14 protein-coding genes are annotated in these 18427 nt (G+C 72.4%); 4 read left to right on the forward strand and 10 right to left on the reverse strand.

Annotation, left to right across the window (positions count from 1 at the left end; translation table 11 throughout):
• Nucleotides 1-53 precede the first annotated feature (53 nt).
• From CLV30_RS24565 to CLV30_RS24595, 7 genes are all read right to left on the reverse strand, one after another.
• Nucleotides 54-2609, reverse strand: a complete 2556-nt coding sequence (locus CLV30_RS24565) for an ABC transporter permease (protein ID WP_106539890.1) — start codon at nucleotides 2607-2609, stop codon at nucleotides 54-56.
• 3 nt (nucleotides 2610-2612) lie between these two features.
• Nucleotides 2613-3380: an ABC transporter ATP-binding protein gene (locus CLV30_RS24570; protein ID WP_106539891.1), complete on the reverse strand. Its 768-nt coding sequence runs from the start codon at nucleotides 3378-3380 to the stop codon at nucleotides 2613-2615.
• 149 nt (nucleotides 3381-3529) lie between these two features.
• Nucleotides 3530-4546, reverse strand: coding sequence for a LacI family DNA-binding transcriptional regulator (locus CLV30_RS24575; RefSeq protein WP_205741030.1), 1017 nt, complete (start codon nucleotides 4544-4546; stop codon nucleotides 3530-3532).
• On the reverse strand, nucleotides 4536-5366 hold the full coding sequence (locus tag CLV30_RS24580) for a carbohydrate ABC transporter permease (protein ID WP_106539893.1): 831 nt from the start codon (nucleotides 5364-5366) through the stop codon (nucleotides 4536-4538). The genes CLV30_RS24575 and CLV30_RS24580 overlap by 11 nt, the downstream gene beginning before the upstream one ends.
• 3 nt (nucleotides 5367-5369) lie before the next feature.
• Nucleotides 5370-6227, reverse strand: coding sequence for a carbohydrate ABC transporter permease (locus CLV30_RS24585; protein ID WP_106539894.1), 858 nt, complete (start codon nucleotides 6225-6227; stop codon nucleotides 5370-5372).
• Between the two features lie 118 nt (nucleotides 6228-6345).
• Nucleotides 6346-7689, reverse strand: a complete 1344-nt coding sequence (locus CLV30_RS24590; RefSeq protein ID WP_106539895.1) for an extracellular solute-binding protein — start codon at nucleotides 7687-7689, stop codon at nucleotides 6346-6348.
• A gap of 389 nt (nucleotides 7690-8078) precedes the next feature.
• Entirely contained in the window at nucleotides 8079-9095 is a 1017-nt protein-coding gene (locus CLV30_RS24595) for a LacI family DNA-binding transcriptional regulator (RefSeq protein WP_205741031.1), read from the reverse strand.
• A 208-nt stretch (nucleotides 9096-9303) separates the two neighbouring features.
• Here CLV30_RS24595 and CLV30_RS24600 point away from each other — a divergent pair, with 208 nt between their 5' ends.
• Genes CLV30_RS24600 through CLV30_RS24610 form a run of 3 tightly spaced genes read left to right on the forward strand, consistent with a single transcriptional unit; the run spans nucleotide 9304 to nucleotide 13774 of the window.
• The gene (locus CLV30_RS24600; RefSeq protein ID WP_106539897.1) at nucleotides 9304-11712 is read left to right on the forward strand and encodes a beta-xylosidase/alpha-l-arabinosidase; all 2409 of its coding nucleotides are present in this window, start codon (nucleotides 9304-9306) and stop codon (nucleotides 11710-11712) included.
• Nucleotides 11709-12812, forward strand: coding sequence for a Gfo/Idh/MocA family protein (locus CLV30_RS24605; RefSeq protein WP_106539898.1), 1104 nt, complete (start codon nucleotides 11709-11711; stop codon nucleotides 12810-12812). The genes CLV30_RS24600 and CLV30_RS24605 overlap by 4 nt, the downstream gene beginning before the upstream one ends.
• On the forward strand, nucleotides 12809-13774 hold the full coding sequence (locus CLV30_RS24610; protein WP_205741032.1) for a DUF6807 domain-containing protein: 966 nt from the start codon (nucleotides 12809-12811) through the stop codon (nucleotides 13772-13774). Before CLV30_RS24605 ends, CLV30_RS24610 begins: the two co-directional genes overlap by 4 nt.
• A gap of 427 nt (nucleotides 13775-14201) precedes the next feature.
• Here the strand turns inward: CLV30_RS24610 and CLV30_RS24615 are convergent, their stop codons facing one another.
• The 3 genes from CLV30_RS24615 to CLV30_RS24625 form a co-directional block, all read right to left on the reverse strand.
• The gene (locus tag CLV30_RS24615; protein ID WP_106539900.1) at nucleotides 14202-14882 is read right to left on the reverse strand and encodes a response regulator; all 681 of its coding nucleotides are present in this window, start codon (nucleotides 14880-14882) and stop codon (nucleotides 14202-14204) included.
• A gap of 2 nt (nucleotides 14883-14884) precedes the next feature.
• Nucleotides 14885-16138 (reverse strand): sensor histidine kinase, encoded by a 1254-nt coding sequence (locus tag CLV30_RS24620; RefSeq protein ID WP_129711081.1) that lies wholly within the window; start codon nucleotides 16136-16138, stop codon nucleotides 14885-14887.
• Nucleotides 16139-16262: 124 nt separating this feature from the next.
• Entirely contained in the window at nucleotides 16263-17225 is a 963-nt protein-coding gene (locus CLV30_RS24625) for a RecB family exonuclease (RefSeq protein ID WP_106539902.1), read from the reverse strand.
• An 89-nt stretch (nucleotides 17226-17314) separates the two neighbouring features.
• Between CLV30_RS24625 and CLV30_RS24630 the strand changes: the two genes are divergently transcribed.
• Nucleotides 17315-18421 (forward strand): site-2 protease family protein, encoded by a 1107-nt coding sequence (locus CLV30_RS24630; protein WP_106539903.1) that lies wholly within the window; start codon nucleotides 17315-17317, stop codon nucleotides 18419-18421.
• Nucleotides 18422-18427: the final 6 nt, after the last annotated feature.

The following is an 18427-nucleotide window of genomic DNA, read 5'->3' on the forward strand; positions in this document are numbered from 1 at the left end:
GGCATCGGTGAGGAACGAGCCGCGGGCGGGGCCGGCATCCCTCCGCGCCCCCGCTACTCCGTGGTGATGGCACGCAGCACGTCCAGCTTCGCCGCGCGCCGCGCCGGCCACACCGCCGCGAGGACGCCGACCACGCCCGCCAGCACCACGAACACCGCGAGCCGGCCGGCCGGGAGGGCCAGCACCTCGAGACCCTGGCCGGACACCGCCTGCTGCAGCGCGATGCCGAACACCACGCCCAGCGCCACGCCGAGGACCGCCCCCAGCACCGCGATCACGATCGACTCGAGCCGCACCGTGCGGCGCAGCTGCCGGCGGCTGAGCCCGACGGCGCGCAGCAGCCCGACCTCGCGGGTGCGCTCCATGACCGACAGCGCCAGCGTGTTCACGATGCCGAGGATCGCGATCAGCACGGCCAGCCCGAGTAGTGCGTACACCAGAGACAACAGCTGGTTGACCTGGTCGCGGGACTGCTGCTTGTACGCCTCCTGGTCCTGCACCGTGACCGTCGGGACGTCGGCGGTGGCCTCGTCCAGGCCGTTCTGCACGGCCGCCGGGTCGGCGCCGTCCTCGGTGACGACGTAGACGAGCGAGTCGACGGGCGGCACCGCGCCCTCGGCGAGCGTCTGCTGGCTGACGACGTACCCGCCGGACAGCACCGGGCTCTGCGTGTAGACGCCGACGACGGGCACCGTCTCGTCCGAGCCGGGCAGGCTCAGGCGCACCTCGTCGCCCACGGCGACCCCGTCGGACTCGGCGGTGTCCTCGCCGACGAGCACGCCGCCGCCGCCGAGGTCGCCGTCGCCGTCGACGAACTCGAGCTCCGCGGCGCGGGAGAACGCCTCGGGGTCGAACGCTTGCAGGTAGACGGTCCGACCGTCGACCTGGCCGGGCGCCGCGCGCACCGACACCGTCTCGGCCACACCGTCGACCTGCGCGGCCTGCCTGGCCACGTCCGGCGAGAACGGCTGGCCTACCGCGTTGGAGATGACGAACTGCGCCCGGACGCCGTCGTCGAGCGCCCGGTCGACGGTCGCGTTCGCCGACGCCCCGACGATCGAGATCGCGGACACCAGGGCCATGCCGATCATGAGCGCCGACGCGGTGGCGGCGGTGCGCCGGGGGTTGCGCAGGGCGTTCTCGCGTGCCAGCCGGCCGACGGTGCCGAACGCCTTCGGGTACCAGCCGGCGAGGACCCGGATCACCGGAACCGAGATGATCGGCGCCAGCATCGCCACCCCGACGAACACGGCGAGGATGCCGAGGCCGACCACCAGGGCGGCGTTGCCGACGCCGGTGAACAGTCCGACGAGCATCGCCGCTGCGCCGCCGGCGATGATCACGCTGCCGACGCCGGTGCGAGTCTGCCGGGACGACTCGGGAAGAACGACGTCGTCGCGCATCGCCGCCACCGGCGGCACCCGCGCGGCCCGGCGTGCCGGGACGAACGCGGCCACCATGGTGACCAGCACCCCCACCGCGTAGGCGACGACGATCGTGCGCGGCAGGACCACCAGGCCGCCGCCGAGCTCCAGCCCGAACGCGCCGAAGAGCACCTTGAGCAGCTGCGCCACGCCGAGCCCGAGCGCCAGCCCGACGGTCGAGCCGACCAGGCCGACGACCACCGCCTCGACCAGCACCGACCGGGTGACCTGGCGCCGGCCGGCCCCGAGAGCCCGCAGCAGCGCCATCTCCTGCGAACGCTGCGCCACCAGGATCGAGAACGTGTTCAGGATCAGGAACACCCCGACGAACAGCGCGATCGCCGCGAAGACCAGGAGGAACGTGTTGAAGAACGACAGCCCCTCCTCGATGGCCGAGGCGGTCTGCTCGTCCACCTCGGCGCCGGTCACCGACTCCAGGCCGTCCGGCAGCACCTGGGCGACCTGGTCGCGCACTTCGGTGGCGCTCGCGTCGTCGGTGGTGGTCACCGCGACCCGGGAGAACGCGTTCCGCCCGTCGAGGAACAGCTGCTGCGCCGTCGCGGTGTCGAACACGGACAGACTGGCCCCGGCGAGGCTGCCGGAGTCGCCGAAGCGGACCACACCGACCAGCTCGGCGCTGACTCGTGGCGTGTCGCCGCTGGAGACGAAGTCGACCTGGTCACCGATCCGGTAGCCGGACCGGTCGAAGGTGCGGGTGTCGAGCGCAACCTCTCCCGCGCCGTCCGGCACCTCGCCGTCGACCAGCTCGAGCACCTGCGATCCGTCCGCCGTGGGCCCGTCGTGCCAGTTCACCGCGACGCCGGGCGCGCCCTGGGTGGTGATCGGCTCGCCCTCCGTGTCGAGGACGAACAGGCTCTGGCTCTCGACCTCGCCGTCGGCGCGCTCGACTCCCGGAAGCCCGGCGATCTCGCCGACGAGCCCGGCCGGGACGGTCGTGGTGGTGCCGGGGTCGAACCCGCTGAAGAAGCCGGCTTCGCCGGGCAGGTCGGCGCGGACCACGACGTCGGAGCTGAGCCCGCCGAAGATGTCGTCGAACGTCTTGTCGATGGTGTCGGTGAACACGTACGAGCCGACGACGAACGCGACCCCGAGCACGATCGCGAACGCGCTCATGCCCAGGCGCAGCTTCCGGGCCGCGAGACTCTTGAGAGTGGCGCGGAGCATCGGTCAGGACGCCTGCGCGGTGTGCTGGAGGCCGTCGAAGCCCTTCATCCGCTCGAGGACGCGGTCGGCGGTCGGGTCGGCCATCTCGTCGACGATCAGCCCGTCGCCGAGGAACAGCACCCGGTCGGCGTAGGCGGCCGCGCCCGGGTCGTGGGTCACCATCACGATGGTCTGGCCGTACTCGCGCACCGAACGGCGCAGGAACGACAGCACCTCGGTGCCGGAGCGGGAGTCGAGGTTACCGGTGGGCTCGTCGGCGAACACGATCGACGGCTTGCTGACCAGCGCACGGGCGCACGCGACGCGCTGTTGCTGGCCGCCGGAGAGCTCGCTCGGCTTGTGTCCGAGGCGGTCGGACAGGCCGACGGTGGACACGACGGTGTCGAACCAGCCCGGGTCGACGTCGCGGCCGGCGATGTCGAGCGGCAGCGTGATGTTCTCGCGCGCGCTGAGCGTGGGGACGAGGTTGAACGCCTGGAAGACGAAGCCGATCTCGTCGCGGCGCAGCCGGGTGAGCGCGGCGTCGCCGAGCCTGGTCAGCTCGGTCTCGCCGATGTAGACCTCGCCGCGGGTGACCGAGTCGAGCGCGGCCATGCAGTGCATCAGCGTCGACTTGCCCGAGCCGGACGGGCCCATGATCGCGGTGAACTGCCCGGAGGCGAAGTCGACGGTGACGCCGCCGAGCGCGACGACCTGGGTGTCGCCCTTGCCGTAGACCTTGGCGAGGTCGACCGTGCGGGCCGCCCTGCTCTGGCTGTCGAGTTCCGTCACCGATCGCTCCCGGTCCGATGAGCAGTGCAGTCACCGACATACGGTACGTGCCCCGGGGCCCGGCGTGATCGGTGCGCGGTGCGGTCCCGGGCCTCCGCCGGACGGACGAGCGGGTCGGCGAACTCGTCCGTACGGAGGACTCCGGCGGTTCAGGACCGGCCGGGCGGCGCGGTGCTCTCGCGGACGGTCAGGCTGGTCGCGAGCTCGACGCGCGGGCTTTCGACGTCCTCGCCGCTCGCGAGCCGCAGGACGCTGCGCGCGGCCAGCATGCCCATCTCGGCCAGCGGCTGGCGGACGGTGGTCAGCGGCGGCGACGACCACCGCGCCTCCTGGAGATCGTCGAACCCGACGACGCTGACGTCGTCGGGCACCCGCCGGCCGCTGCGGCGCACGGCCTCGTAGACGCCGAAGGCCATCGTGTCGCTGGAGGCGAAGATCGCGGTGGGCGGGTCGTCGAGCTCCAGCAGAGCGGTGCCGCCGTCGAAACCGGACCGGTGGTAGAAGTCGCCGTCGACGACGAGCGCGTCGTCCATCGCGATGCCGGCGGCCTCCAGCCCGGCGCGGTAGCCGTCCGACCGGGCGCGGCTGCACATCATGGCGCGCGGGCCGGCGACGAAGCCGATGCGGCGGTGCCCGAGCGAGAGCAGGTGCTCGGTCGCCGCCAGCCCTCCGGCCCAGTTGGTCGCGCCGAAGGTGGGGGTGTCCAGGGGAGCGCCGCCGACGGAGTCGGCCACCACGATGGGCACGTTCAGCCGCCGCAGCTCGTGCCGCACCGAGGAGTCCAGGTCGGAGCTGACGAGGATGACGCCGTCGGACGCCCGGTCGCGCAGGTTCTGCAGCCATTGCCGGGCAGCGGCGGGCTCACGGTGCACCGCCGACACGACCGTGCCGACGCCCGCGGCGTGCATGACGTCCTCCACACCACGGATGATCTCCACCGCCCACGGACTGTCCAGGTCGTTGAAGACCAGGTCGACGAGTCGCGGGCCCAGCGGATGTGACGAGCGGCGCCGGTAGCCGCGTCGGCGCAGCAGGTCCTCGACCCGCTCGCGGGTACCGGGAGCCACGTCCGAGCGGCCGTTGAGCACCCTGGACACCGTCGGCACCGACACGCCGGCCTCCCGTGCGATGGCGGTGATGGTGACCTTGCTCCGGTTACTTGCCACCGACACCCGCCAACCCCGCGATCAGCCAGCGGCGGGCGAAGACGTACAGCAGGAACACCGGCACCGCCGACAGCAGCACGGCCATCATCAGGCCGGGGATGTCGACGGCGAACTCCTGCTGGAACTCCCGCAGCCCGAGCGTGACCATGGTCTTCGACTCGTCCCGGATGAAGATCAGCGGGAAGATGAAGCTGTTCCAGGCGGTGAGCCCGACGAACACGCACACGGCGGAGATGCTGCCGCGCGACATCGGCACGACCGCGCTGAGCAGGATGCGCAGCGACCCCGCACCGTCGAGCGTCATGGCCTCGTACATGTCCCGCGGCACGTCGCGCAGCGCACCGGACAGGATCAGGATGACCAGCGGGAGGGTGAAGGCCACCGTCGGCAGGATGACCGCGATCAACGTGTCGTACAGCCCCATCTCGGTGATGATCAGATAGAGCGGCACGATCACCGCCTGCGCCGGGATGGCCAGGCCGAGCAGGAACATCCGGAACGACGCGCCGGCGACCCAGCTCTTCGACCGGACGATCGCGTAGGCGGCCGGGACGGCGAGGACCAGCGACAGGAGGATGCTGCCGACGGTGACGACGGCGGTGTTCCAGTAGTAGTCGAGAAAGCCGCGGTCGATGACCTCGGTGACGTTGCCGAGCGTCCACACCTGCGGCACGGCGAGCGGGCCGGCGTCGCGGAAGGCCTGCTCGGTGGTCAGGCCCCAGACGATCATGCTGAGGATCGGTACTCCGACGACGACCAGCCAGACGGCGGACAGGCCGCCGGCGAGCCAGTTGGGTCGGGCCGTGGATGTGCTGGGCATCGGTCACATGCCTTCCAGAGTGGAGCGCATCTTGGTGAAGCCGGAGAACCGGACGATCAGCAGCGAGAACGCGGTGGCCACGACCACGAGCACGGTCGCGATGGCCGACGCGTAGCCCATCTCGAACGCCTCGAAACCCGCGCTGTACATCAGGTACGGCAGGATGCGGGTCGCGCCGCCGGGCCCGCCTCCGGTGATCAGCAGCACGGTCTCGAACGTGATCAGCGATCCGACGATCATGATCACCGACGAGGTCACGACGGTGTAGCGCAACTGCGGCAGGGTGATGCGCCAGAACATGTCCCAGCGCCCGGCGCCGTCGATGGTCGCGGCGTCGTACAGCACCGTGGGGACGTTGCGCGCGGCGGCCTGGTACAGCAGCGAGTGGAACGGCACCCACTGCCACGCGCTCACGAACACGATCACCAGGAACGCGCCGTGCGCCGTGCCGAGGATGTTGCCGTCCGGGAACCCGATCAGCGGGCCCAGGTCCCTGGCCATGCCGTAGTTCGGGTCGAGGAACCGGTGGAACAGCACCGCGATGGCCGCGGACGACATCAGCAGCGGCAGGAAGAAGATCGTCGACAGCACGGCCCGGTTGCGCTGCCGCCCGGCGGCCCAGACGCCGATCGCGATGGCCATGGGCGTCTGGGTGAGCCAGGTGGACGCGGTCAGCGCCAGCGTGATCCCGGTGGACTCGCGGACGCGTTCGTCGCCGATCAGCCGTTCCCAGTTGTCCAGGCCAGTCCATCGGATGTCGCCGAAGCCGGGCCACGACGTGAACGACAGCACCACCACGAGCACGAGCGGCACGACGGCGAAGACGGTGAAGAACACGACGGCGGGCAGCACGTAGCCCATGCCGGGACGGGGTGCGGCGTCCGAACCGGTCCGGGTTCCGTCCCGCGCCCGCTTCGGGCGACCCCGCCTCAGCCGGCCCCGCGCCGGACGCGCGGGCGGCAACGGGGGCGCCTCGTCGTCAGGAAGCGGCGTCTTCATTGGCCTGCACGAAGCCTTCGGCGTCGAGGTTGCCCAGGAAGACGTTCTCCATGGCCTCGAGCATCGGCTGCGCCTGCGGACGGGCGATGGCCTGGTCCCACGACAGCTGGAAGTTCGGTGCGTTCGCGGCCATGGCGTACACGAACCCGAAGTACTCCTCGTGCTCGTGCCCCTCGATGAGCGTCTCGATGTTCGCCACCGCGGGGATGTCGCCGACGTCGAGCAGGTCCTGGACGTACGTGTCGGAAGCCATCTCCTGCTTCAGGTAGTTGATCGCGACCTCCTTCAGCGGCGAGTCGGCGTGCACGGAGAAGTAGTTCGTCGGGTTGCCGGCGACGTTCTCCGGGTCGCCCTCGCCGTCCTCGAGCGCCGGGAACGGGCCCCAGGCGAGGCTGTTGGTGACGAAGCCGGGCGCGTCCTCGAGGAAGTTCGTGTACTCCCAGCTGCCCGACAGCATCATCGCGGCGCGGCCGTCCGAGAGCAGCGGGCCGGAGTCGTCGTAGGCCACGGACGCGAAGGCGTCGCCGAAGGCACCCCGGTCGACCAGGTCGCGGATCGTCTCGACCGTGCGCGTGATCGCCGGGTGCGCCCACCCCTCGCCGGTGCCCTCGGCGATGTCCTGGAACACCTGGGCCCCGCCGAGCCGGTCGGTGAGGTACTCGAACCACATGAGCAGTGGCCACTGGTCGGCCGCGCCCACCGCCACGGGCGTGATGTCCTCGGCGGCGAAGGCGTCGACGGCGTCCAGGAAGTCCTGCCAGGTGGTGGGGACCTCGAGGCCGACCTGGTCGAACAGGGCGGTGTTGTAGAACATCAGCTTGGGCTGCATGGTCCGCATCGGGATGCCGTAATAGGCGCCGTCGATCTGGCCGGCCTGCAGCACCGACTGCAGGAAGGCGTTCTTGAACTCGGAATCCTCCTCCAGGTACGGGGTGAGGTCCTCGACCAGGCCCGCCCGGACGTAGGAGCGGATGCTGCCGCCGCCCCAGTTGAAGAAGATGTCCGGCCGCTCGTCCTGGTCGATGATGGTCTGCAGTACGTCGCGGTAGCTCTCGTTGGGCTCGGTGATCAGGTTCGCCTTGACGTCGGTCCCGCCGAAGAAGCGGTCCAGCGAGGCCCGGCTGACTGGGTTCACCGCGTCTTCCTGCAGCACCCAGACATCGAGCTCACCGCTGGCCTGGGCGGGATCGCCGGCGCTGTCCAGGTCGGCCGCGGCTTGCGAGCCGTTCGAGTCGTCACTGCACGACGTGGTGGCCAGTGCCGTCGCGCCGGCACCGAGAGCCGCCAGAAACGTCCGGCGGGGAATCGTGCGGGGTGCGGTCATGATCGTCCTCCAGACGAGAGCTTCCGGGTCGCTGCGGCGGCTGCCCGGACCTGCTTCCGGGTTCTCGGTTCAGCTGTGTCTGAGCGGTGGTGAGGATCGATTGTTCCGATAGTTTCGGGTACGTTACAGCGGCTCTCCGTAACGGTCAACCCCCAGATGTGCTGCGGCTTTGTCCGAATAACGGGTTGGCGTGCCGGACCTGTGTTGCGGCGTCGTCGCGCTGTGCTTCCGAAAGTTTTCGGTCGCGGAGTGCCGACATGACCGGCCCACCGTCAACGGGGGCGCTCTGCGGTCGCATGATCTGTCCGGACGGGAGATCATGAGGCGTCTACGGCCTCGACACGCCTCCGATGGCGTGGGTGGTCTTCAACGGATCACACTCGCGCGGCTCAGCCGGATGCGGCGGGCGCGGTGCTCTCGCGGGGCACCAGCGTGGTGGCGAGCTCCAGGCGCGGGCTCGCCTCGGGCTCGCCCGCGGCCAGCCGCAGGACGGTGCGCGCGGCCACGGCGCCCATCTCGGACAGCGGCTGGCGGACCGTGGTGAGCGGCGGAGACGCCCACCGGACCTCGGGCAGGTCGTCGAAGCCCACGATGCTGACGTCCGCGGGCACCCGCAGGCCCTGCCGCCGGACCGCCTCGTAGGCGCCGATGGCCATCTGGTCGCTCGAGGCGGCGATCGCGGTGGGCGGGTCGTCGAGCTTCAGCAGTGCGTTCGCGCCGTCGAAGCCGGACTCGTGGTAGAAGTCGCCCTCCTGGACGAGCTCGTCGTCGAGCGTGAGCCCGGCTGCCCGCAACCCTGCGCGGTACCCGTCGAGGCGGGCACGGCTGCACAGCAACCGCCGCGGACCGGCGATGACGCCGATGCGCCGGTGATCGAGCGACAGCAGATGCTCGACGGCGGACAGCCCGCCCGCCCAGTTGGTGGCGCCGATGGTCGGCGCCTCGATGGTGGGCCCGCCTGCCGGGTCGACGACGACGATGGGGACGTTGAGCCGGTGCAGTTCCGCCTGCAGCGGCGTGTCCAGGGTGGATGTCACGAGGATCACGCCGTCGGAGGCGCGTGCGCGCAGGTTGGACAGCCACTGCCGGGCAGGTTCGGAGCGGCGATGGATGGCGGAGACGACCGTGCCGGCGCCCGAGCCGTGCGCGACGTCCTCGACGCCGCGGATGATCTCCACCGCCCACGGGCTGTCCAGGTCGTTGAAGACGAGGTCGATCAGCCGGGCGGTGGTGCTGGGGCGCGACGAACGGCGCCGGTAACCGTGCCGGTTGAGCAGGTCCTCCACCCGGCGGCGGGTCTCCGGCGCGACGTCGGAGCGTCCGTTGACCACGCGGGACACCGTCGGTACCGAGACGCCGGCCTCCTGCGCGACGGCGCTGATGGTGACTCTGCGCTCCTCGCTCATGCCGACCATTATCGCGCCCGTCACGCCGTGGCTGCGTCATTCCGGTCGCGCGCCGAAAGTTGCGGCCGTACGTCGCGGCCGCGCGTGGACATCGTCGCAGAAGATCTCCGGTTGGCTTCGCGTCCAGGGTGATAACGTGACCGTTCCGCAAGCGAAATGTTCGGCATCACGACCGGAAATTCTCGGAAATCGAGCGACGGAGCGGTTCATGCGAGCTGACCACGACGGCGAGCCGGTCGCCGACCAACCGGCGCCCGTGTCCCGGGCCGGGGACGGCACCTGGCTGGACACGACGCTGCCGGCGCCGGAACGGGTGGCGGCGTTGCTGGCGGCGATGAGCCTGGAGGAGAAGGTCGCGCAGCTGTACGGCGTCTGGGTGGGCGCGGACCCCGCGGGTGCGGCGGTCGCTCCGCACCAGCACGAGCTGGCCGACGACACGCCGGACTTCGGGGCGCTGATCCGCCACGGGCTGGGACAGCTGACCCGGCCGTTCGGCACCGCGGCCGTCGACGCCACCGAGGGCGCCAGAGCGCTGGCGAAGATGCAGAGCGAGGTCGTGACGGCCAATCGTTTCGGCATCCCGGCGCTGGTGCACGAGGAGTGCCTGACCGGATTCATGACAGCCGGGGCGACCATCTTCCCGACGCCGCTGGCCTGGGGAGCGACGTTCGACCCCGGCCTGGTCGAGCGGATGGCCGGCTACGTGGGCGCGTCGTTGCGGTCGGTGGGCGTGCACCAGGCGCTGGCTCCGGTTCTCGACGTGCTCCGTGACCCTCGCTGGGGGCGCACCGAGGAGACCGTCGGCGAGGACCCGTACCTGGTCGGCACGGTCGGAACGGCGTACGTGCGCGGACTGCAGTCCACCGGTGTCGTCGCCACCCTCAAACACTTCGCCGGATACTCCGCGTCCGTGGCCGGACGCAACCTCGCGCCGGTGCGGGTGGGGCCGCGGGAGTTCGCGGACGTGTTCGTCCCGCCGTTCGAGATGGCGATCCGTGCCGGAGGCGCCCGCTCGGTGATGAGCTCGTACACCGAGATCGACGGCGTCCCCACCGCCGCCGATCCGGGCGTACTCACCGACCTGCTCCGCGACCGGCTGGGATTCACCGGGACGGTCGTGGCCGACTACTTCGGCGTGTCCTTCCTGGAGCTGCTCCACGGCGTGGCGGGCTCGGCCGGCGACGCGGGCGCGCAGGCGCTGGCCGCCGGTGTCGACGTCGAGCTGCCGAGCGTGCGCTGCTACGGCGACGCGCTGCTCGACGAGCTGCGCTCCGGTGCGGTCCCGGAGTGGCACGTCGACCGGGCCGCGGCCCGCGTCCTGGCGCAGAAGTGCGAGCTCGGGCTGCTCGACCCGGACTGGGAACCGGGCCCGCCGGCGCTGCGCGAGCCGGGAGCGAGCGTCGACCTGGATCCGCCGGACGGGCGCGCGCTGGCCCGCGAGGTCGCCGAGGAGTCGGTCGTGCTGCTGGCCAACGACGGGACGCTGCCGCTGCCGCCCGCCGGGGGCGTCGCCGTCGTCGGCCCGCTCGCCGACGAGCCGGAGGCGATGCTGGGCTGCTACACCTTTCCCAGCCACATGGGCCGCGGCGGGCCCGGCGGCCCCGAGGAGCTGCCGGGGGTGGCCGTTCCCACCCTGCTGGACGGCATCCGTGCGGCGCTGCCCGACGCGAGGCTCACCCATGCCGAGGGCTGCGACGTCGTCGGCACCGACGCCTCCGGGTTCGACGCCGCTGTCGCGGCGGCCGCCGGCGCCGACGTGTGCGTGGCCGTCGTCGGCGACCGTGCCGGCCTGTTCGGCCGTGGCACCTCCGGCGAAGGATGCGACGCCCAGGACCTCCGGCTGCCGGGCGTGCAGGAACAGCTGGTGCACGCGCTCGCCGACACCGGGACCCCGGTGGTTCTGGTGCTGTGCACGGGCCGCCCGTACGCCCTCGGCGCGTTCGGCGACCGGCTCGCGGCCGTCGTGCAGGCGTTCTTCCCGGGTGAGGAGGGCGGGCGGGCGGTGGCCGGCGTGCTCTCCGGGCGGGTGTGCCCGTCCGGGCGGCTGCCGGTCAGCGTGCCCCGCGAGCCCGGCGGGCAGCCGGCCACCTATCTCGCACCGCCGCTCGGGCACCGTTCCGAGGTCAGCTCCGGCGACCCGACGCCGCTGTATCCGTTCGGGTACGGGCTGTCCTACACCTCGTTCGCCTGGGACGACCTGCGGGTGGGGACGGACGAGCCGGCGCCGGCCGACGGCCCGGTCGAGTGCGGCACCGACGGCGCGGTGTCGCTGTCCGTGCGGGTCCGGAACACCGGCGACCGGGACGGGGCCGAGGTCGTACAGCTGTACCTGCACGACCCGGTCGCTCAGGTGACCCGGCCGCCGGTGCGGCTGATCGGCTACGCCAGGGTCGTGCTGCGGCCGGGGGAGCAGCGCCGGGTCGCGTTCCGCGTGCACGCCGACCTGACCGCGTTCACCGGCCGGGACGGCCGCCGCGTCGTGGAGCCCGGCGCCATCGAGCTGAGGCCCGCGCGATCGTGCCTGGACGCCGAGCACGCCGCCGCGGTGACCCTGGTCGGCCCGGAGCGCGTCGTCGACCACACGCCACACCTGACGGCGCAGGTGAGCGTGTCATGACCGGGACGTACGAGATCGCCCTCGTCGGCACCGGAGGCATCGCGGGCGTGCACGCCGGCGACGTCGCGACGCTCGGCCCCCGCGCGCGCATCGTCGCCGCCGTCGACCCGGAGGCGGACAGGCTGGACGCGTTCGCCGACACCTGGTCGATCCCGCACCGCTACCGGAGTCTGGACGATCTGCTCGAGGCGCGCAGCCCGGACCTGGTGGACCTGTGCACCCCGCCGGCGCTGCACGCGGCGCAGGCCGTCGAGTGCGTGCGGCGCGGCCTGGCGGTGCTGTGCGAGAAGCCACCGGCGCTGAGCCTGGCCGAGATGGACGAGATCGCGGCGGCCGAGGCGGCCGGCGGCGGCACGTTCGCCACCGTCTTCCAGCACCGGTTCGGCAGCGCCGCGGCGTCACTGCGCGGTCTCGTGGGCGACGCGCGCATCGGGCGGCCGACGGCGGCGGTGTGCCACACGCTGTGGTACCGGCCGGACGCGTACTTCGCGCCGTCGTGGCGCGGGTCGTGGGAGGCCGAGGGCGGCGGTCCGACGATGGGTCACGGCATCCACCAGATGGATCTCATGCTGTCCGTGCTCGGGCCGTGGCAGGACGTGACGGCGGTGGCCGCCCGGCGGTTCCGGCCCACCGACACCGAGGACATCTCGGCGGCGATCGTGACGTTCGAGAGCGGCGCCGTGGCGACGGTGGTGAACAGCCTGCTGTCCCCGCGCGAGACCAGCTACCTCAGGTTCGACTTCGAGCACGCCACGGTGGAGGTCGAGCACCTCTACGGCTACCGGGACGACGACTGGCGGGTGACACCGACCCCGGAGCACGCCGACGCGGTGGCCGCCGCCTGGGCCGACGGCCCGGCGGGCCGCCCGAGCGGGCACGCGGCACAGCTCGGCGCGGTGCTCGACGCGCTGGACGACGGAGACGTGCCACCGGTGAGCACCGCCGACGCGTGGAGCACGATGGAACTGATCGCCGCGGTGTACGCGTCGTCGTTCACCCGCCGGCCGGTACGCCGCGGCGAGATCGACCCCGACTCGCCCTTCTACCGGCGGATGGACGGCACCGGTGCGCCGTGGATGCCGAAAGGAGCCGCTACGTGACCGAACCGGACCACCACGGCCTGCACCTGGTGCACGAGCACGGGCTGTCGCTGCGTATCGGCGCCGGCGGCCGGGAGTTGGCACGCTACGTCTACCGGCCGTGGGACCGCCAGCTCGAGTCGCCGCGTCCGTACTTCCATCCGCTGCGCACGCTCGGCGGGGACGTCGTCAGCCTGTACCGCCCGCACGACCACGTCTGGCACAAGGGCATCGCGTGGTCGGTGGCGAACGTCGGCGGGCCGGGCGCGGGTGACGGGCAGGACCAGCAGAACTTCTGGGGCGGCACCACGTACCTGCGCGGCGCCGGATACCAGCAGCTGGACAACGACGGCGCGATCCGGCACCGCGAGTTCGCCCACCTCGAGGCTGGCCCGGAGCGAGTGGACGTCGCGCATCGGCTGGACTGGGTGACCCAGGACGCGCGGGCCTGGGTCGACGAGCTGCGCCGGTTCACCGTCACGCTGACCGACCAGGCCTGGGTGCTGACCTTCGTCACCGAGCTCACGAACGTCAGCGGGCACGCACTGACCATGGGCAGCCCGACCACACAGGGCCGCGAGAACGCCGGATACGGCGGGCTGTTCTGGCGCGGTCCACGCTCGTTCACCGGCGGCACCGTCCACGCCCCGGGCCGCGCCGGCGGTGACGAACTGATGGGGGTGCGCGCTCCGTGGCTGGGCTTCACCGGTGTGCACGACGAGCACGGGCGGTCGTCGACCCTGGTCGTCGTGGACGACCCGGACAATGCGGGGCATCCCACTCAGTGGTTCGTCCGTTCCGAGCCGTTCGCCTGCCTGTGCCCGGCGCCGTTCTTCAGTGCCGAGGTCGAGATCGCCCCCGGCGACAGTCTGGGCCTGCGCTACGCGGTGGTCGTCGCCGACGGCGACCCGGGCACCGAGGGCGCCGAGCGGCTCGCGGCGTCGGGACGGGCGGCACTGGCCGGCTGGGGCGCGGCGAGGTAGGCCAGCGTCACCAGGACTCTGCACGCATCACCAGGTCCGCAGGGTGCCCTTGCAGGCCTCGTGACGCGTGCAAAAGCCTTGTGATGGCCCGTCCGGAGCCGTGGATGTCGGCCGTTCACGGCGTGGCGAAGGTCCGCGCCGGAGTTGCGTGCGGCACAGGATCAGTCGCCGCGGACACTCCGTATACAACTCAGCGCTGGATATACAACTGAGCGACGAAAGGCGATGCGTTCGGGGTCGTATTCGACGCTCAGTTGTATATCCAGCGCCCACGTGTATCCCGCGGTCGGTAGTGACCTCTCGGTGTGCCGACGCCGTCGTCGCCGGACACGTACTCCGGCACCACCAGGACTCTGCACGCGTCACCAGGCCTGCAGGGGTGGTGACGCATGGAATTCCATGGTGAACGTGGTCATTTCCGCGGCGGTCAGATGGCGCCGGGCTGGACCAGACCACTCTCGTAGGCGTACACGGCCGCCTGGACCCGGTCACGCAGGCTCAGCTTGGTGAGGACGTTGCCGACGTGCGTCTTGACCGTCGTCTCGGAGACGACCAGGTCAGCGGCGATCTCGGCGTTGGAGTACCCGCGTGCGACGAGCTTCAGCACCTCACGTTCACGTTCGGTCAGCTGCTGCAGGTTCGCCGGGGTGGGGGAGTTGGTTGCCGGCAGCCGGGTGGCGAACATGTCCAGCAGCCGGCGGGTGATGCTGGGCGCCACGACCGCGTCGCCGCTGGCCACGGTGCGGATCGCGGCCACCAGGTCGTCGGCCGGGACGTCCTTGAGCAGGAACCCGCTGGCCCCGGCGCGCAGCGCCTCGACGACGTACTCGTCGAGGTCGAACGTGGTGAGCACGAGCACCCGCGGGGAGTGCTCGCGGGCGGTGCCGGTGATCCGCCGGGTGGCCTCGACGCCGTCGACCCGCGGCATCCGGATGTCCATCAGGACCACGTCCGGCTGCAGCGCCCGGGTGTCGGCGATCGCCGCCTCGCCGTCGCCGGACTCGCCGACCACCGCGATGTCCGACTCCGCCTCGAGGATCATCCGGAAACCGGTGCGCAGCAACGGCTGGTCGTCGACCAGCAGCACGCGGACGGGCTGGCTCGTCATCGTCACACCGCCGTGCTGTCGTAGGGAATCGTGGCGAGAACCGTGAACCCGCCGCCGGACCGCGGGCCCACGAGAAGGGACCCACCATAGAGTGCCACCCGTTCGCGCATGCCCAGCAGCCCGTGCCCCGGCCGGCCGCCCTCGAGCTCGGTCGCGACGCCGTACCCGTCGTCGGCGATCTCGATGCGCAGTTCGGCGGGCAGATAGTGCACGGACACCGTCGCGCTGGACGGACCGGCGTGCTTGATGGTGTTCGTCAGCGCCTCCTGGATGACCCGGTAGGCGGCCAGATCCACCCCGAGGGGCACGCCGTCGGCCTCGCCGTCCACCGTGACCTGCACCGGCAGCCCGGCGTCACGCATGTGCGCGACGAGGTCGCCGAGCTCGGCCAGACCCGGCTGCGGCGACAGCGCCGCCTCCTCCGTGCGGTCGGTGCGCTCGCCCCGCTCACCGCGCTCGCCGCCCTCCGTGCCGTCGGGGGTGCGCAGGACGCCGACGACGCGGCGCATCTCGGCCAGCGCGGCGCGCCCGGTGGCCTCGACGGACAGCAGGGCCTCGGCGCTGCGGTCCGGGTCCCTCGGGATGGAGCGGCGGGCGCCGGCCGTCTGGACGGTCATGACCGAGACGTGGTGCGCGACGACGTCGTGCAGCTCGCGGGCGATGCGCGAGCGCTCCTCGGTGATGGCCATGCGCACCTCGGCCTCGCGGGCCCGCTCCAGCCGGCTGGCGCGGTCCTCGAGCTCCGCGGTGTACAGCCGGCGGTTCCGCACGGCACGGCCGAACGCCCACGCGCCGAACAGCACCACGACGTTGAGCGCCAACGCCGCGGCGTCGTAATGAGACTGTTCCGGGTGCCGGGCCGAGGCCGCGAGCGCGTACGCCACCGACGACGCCGTGTGCGCCGCCAGTACCATCAGCGACCGGGTCAGTCGGGCGTAGCCGGCGGCCGAGTAGATCGCGATCAGGATGACGGCCACCGCCGTCGGCATGGCGTAGTCGCGGACCGTGAAGGTCAGCAGCATCAGCGCCGTCACGAGGCCGACGGCCACCGGGTACCGGCGGCGCAGCAGCAGCGGGGCGGTGGCCGCCACCACCACGGCCACGCCGAGGGCGTCGCCGTCGCGGTAGTCGATGCCGCCCGGGTCGGTGTAGGTGAACACCATGATCACGCCGGTGACCAGGAGCGTCCCGGTGACCACGGCATCCAGCAGGCCGGGCGGGATGTCGGGCATCCGGCGGGCTGGGCGATCACTCACGTGTCCACGGTAGGCGCCGGCGCGGCGTGCCGGGGTCGTCCGTGACGCGGAGGTCACGTCTCCGCCGCCGGGAGGAGCCGGCCGGGCCGCGGTGTGGCGGCGCTCGGCGCGTGCCGCCGCCGGGTCAGGCGTCGACCGGCGACGTCCGCGGCGACGGCGCCTCGTCGTCGCCGTCGCCGCCGGCCCGGACCGGCAGCGGCGGGGGAGTGCCGCCGTAGGAGGGACACAGCGCCTGGTGGTGGCACCAGTCGCACAGGCGGCTCGGGCTGGGGCGCCAGTCGCCGGTGTCGCCGGCGCGCTGGATGGCCCGCCACAACGCGGCGAGCTTGCGCTCGGTGGCGCGCAGGTCGGCCTCGTCCGGCTCGTAGCGCAGCACCTCACCGCTGCCCAGGTAGATCAGCTGCAGCAGCCGCGGCACGGTGCCGCGCAGCCGCCACAGCACCAGGGCGTAGAAGCGCATCTGGAACATCGCCCGCTGCTCGAAGCCGGCGCGCGGGGCCCGCCCGGTCTTGTAGTCGACCACACGCAGCTCGCCGGTGGCCGCCGCCCGGTCGAGCCGGTCGACGTACCCACGCAGCCGCAGCCCCGAGTCGAGGGTGGTCTCGACGTACAGCTCGCGCTCGGCGGGCTCGAGATGCTGCGGGTCCTCGAGCGTGAAGTACCGGTGCACCAGCTCCTCGGCGCTACGCAGCCAGCCGGCCAGCGCCGAGCCGTCGGTGTCGTCGGCGAACAGCTCCGCGACCGCGGGGTCGGCCTCGAGCAGGCTGTCCCACTCGGGGCGCACCATCTGCGCCGCCTGGTCCGGCGTGCGCTGGTCGGCCGGCAGGTCGAACAGGCGCTCCAGGACGCCGTGCACGACGGTGCCGCGGGTGGCCTCCGGGCTCGGCGGCTCGGGCAGCCGGTCGACGGTGCGGAAGCGGTACAGCAGCGGGCAGGTCATGAAGTCGGCCGCGCGCGACGGCGACAGCGTCGGCACCGCCGTGGCCTGCCCGGTGCCGGTCTCGGAACCGGGCTCGGTGCCGGTCCGGCTGCCGGCCTCGGTGCCGGCTTCGTCCCCGTCCGTTCCGGTCCCTGCCCGTGCCGTCATCCCGCGAGGGTAGAACACGCCTCCGACAACCACGCGTCGCCCGACACCGACGTGCCGGTGCCGGGCGCCGGGGGCCGTAGCCTGGGAGGGTGACATTCGGAAGCGGCCGGAGCCTCAGACTCGGACGGGTCGCCGGCATACCGGTCCACGTCAGCCCGACGTGGTTCCTCGTCGCGGCGGTCATCACCATCGGCTTCGAGCCGTTCGTGTCGCGGTATCTCGACGATCTCGGCAACGGCACGTACGCCGTGTCGTTCGCCTTCGCCGTGCTGTTGTACGGCTCCGTCTTCCTGCACGAGGTCAGCCACGCGCTGACGGCGCTGGGCCTCGGGCTGCCGGTCCGCGGCATCACGCTGCACTTCCTCGGCGGGTACACCGAGATCGAGCGCGACTCACCGACCCCCGGCCGCGACCTCGTGGTCTCCGCGGCGGGGCCGCTGCTGTCGCTGGTGCTCGGCGCCGGTGCGTACGTGGCCTCGCGGCCGGTGCACGGTGACGTGACGGAGTTCCTGCTGTTCGAGCTGGCCGCGGCGAACCTGGTCGTGGGTGTGTTCAACCTGCTTCCGGCGCTGCCGCTGGACGGCGGGCACATGCTGCGCGCGGTGGTCTGGCGCGTCACCGGCGACGAGAACCGCGGCACGGTGGTGGCCGGGCGGGCCGGGCAGGTGCTGGCGGTGCTGGTGCTGGTGGTGCCGTTCGCCGCCTCGGGCGGCACACCGGACGTCGTCGGCGTCGTGTGGGCCGCGCTGGTGGCGATGCTGCTGTGGAGCGGTGCGACCCAGGCGCTGACCGTCGGGCGGATGCGCGCCAGGCTGCCGGCCCTGGACCCGCGCCGGCTGGCCCGGCCCGCGGCGCCGGTCGCGCCGGACGTCCCGCTGTCCGAGGCGCTCAAGACGGCGCGCGGCGCCGGAGTCACCTCCCTGGTCGTGGTCGACAGCGCCGGGCGCCCCACCGGCGTGCTGAACGAGGCGGCCGCTGCCGCGGTTCCGCAGGAGCGACGGCCCTGGGTGACCGTCGGCCAGTCGTCGCGGACGCTGACCGAGGGGCTGGTGGTCGGTCTCGGTGTCACCGGTGACGAATTGCTGCGGGTCATGCGCGAGACCCCGGCGTCGGAGTACCTGGTGGTCGACGAGCACGGGCGCGTCTACGGAGTGCTGGCGTCCTCCGACGTCGACGCGGCGCTGGCCGCGCGGTGACGGACG

Source organism: Haloactinopolyspora alba (assembly GCF_003014555.1).
GTDB classification, from domain to species: domain Bacteria; phylum Actinomycetota; class Actinomycetes; order Jiangellales; family Jiangellaceae; genus Haloactinopolyspora; species Haloactinopolyspora alba.

Bases quoted from the DNA above. Each gene is read 5' to 3' on its own strand.
- CLV30_RS24585 (WP_106539894.1), bottom strand. From the start codon at position 6,227: ATGGGCTACGTGCTGCCCGCCGTCGTGTTCTTCACCGTCTTCGCCGTC.
- CLV30_RS24590 (WP_106539895.1), bottom strand. From the start codon at position 7,689: ATGACCGCACCCCGCACGATTCCCCGCCGGACGTTTCTGGCGGCTCTC.
- CLV30_RS24600 (WP_106539897.1), top strand. From the start codon at position 9,304: ATGCGAGCTGACCACGACGGCGAGCCGGTCGCCGACCAACCGGCGCCC.
- CLV30_RS24580 (WP_106539893.1), bottom strand. From the start codon at position 5,366: ATGCCCAGCACATCCACGGCCCGACCCAACTGGCTCGCCGGCGGCCTG.
- CLV30_RS24605 (WP_106539898.1), top strand. From the start codon at position 11,709: ATGACCGGGACGTACGAGATCGCCCTCGTCGGCACCGGAGGCATCGCG.
- CLV30_RS24565 (WP_106539890.1), bottom strand. From the start codon at position 2,609: ATGCTCCGCGCCACTCTCAAGAGTCTCGCGGCCCGGAAGCTGCGCCTG.
- CLV30_RS24625 (WP_106539902.1), bottom strand. From the start codon at position 17,225: ATGACGGCACGGGCAGGGACCGGAACGGACGGGGACGAAGCCGGCACC.
- CLV30_RS24595 (WP_205741031.1), bottom strand. From the start codon at position 9,095: ATGAGCGAGGAGCGCAGAGTCACCATCAGCGCCGTCGCGCAGGAGGCC.
- CLV30_RS24615 (WP_106539900.1), bottom strand. From the start codon at position 14,882: ATGACGAGCCAGCCCGTCCGCGTGCTGCTGGTCGACGACCAGCCGTTG.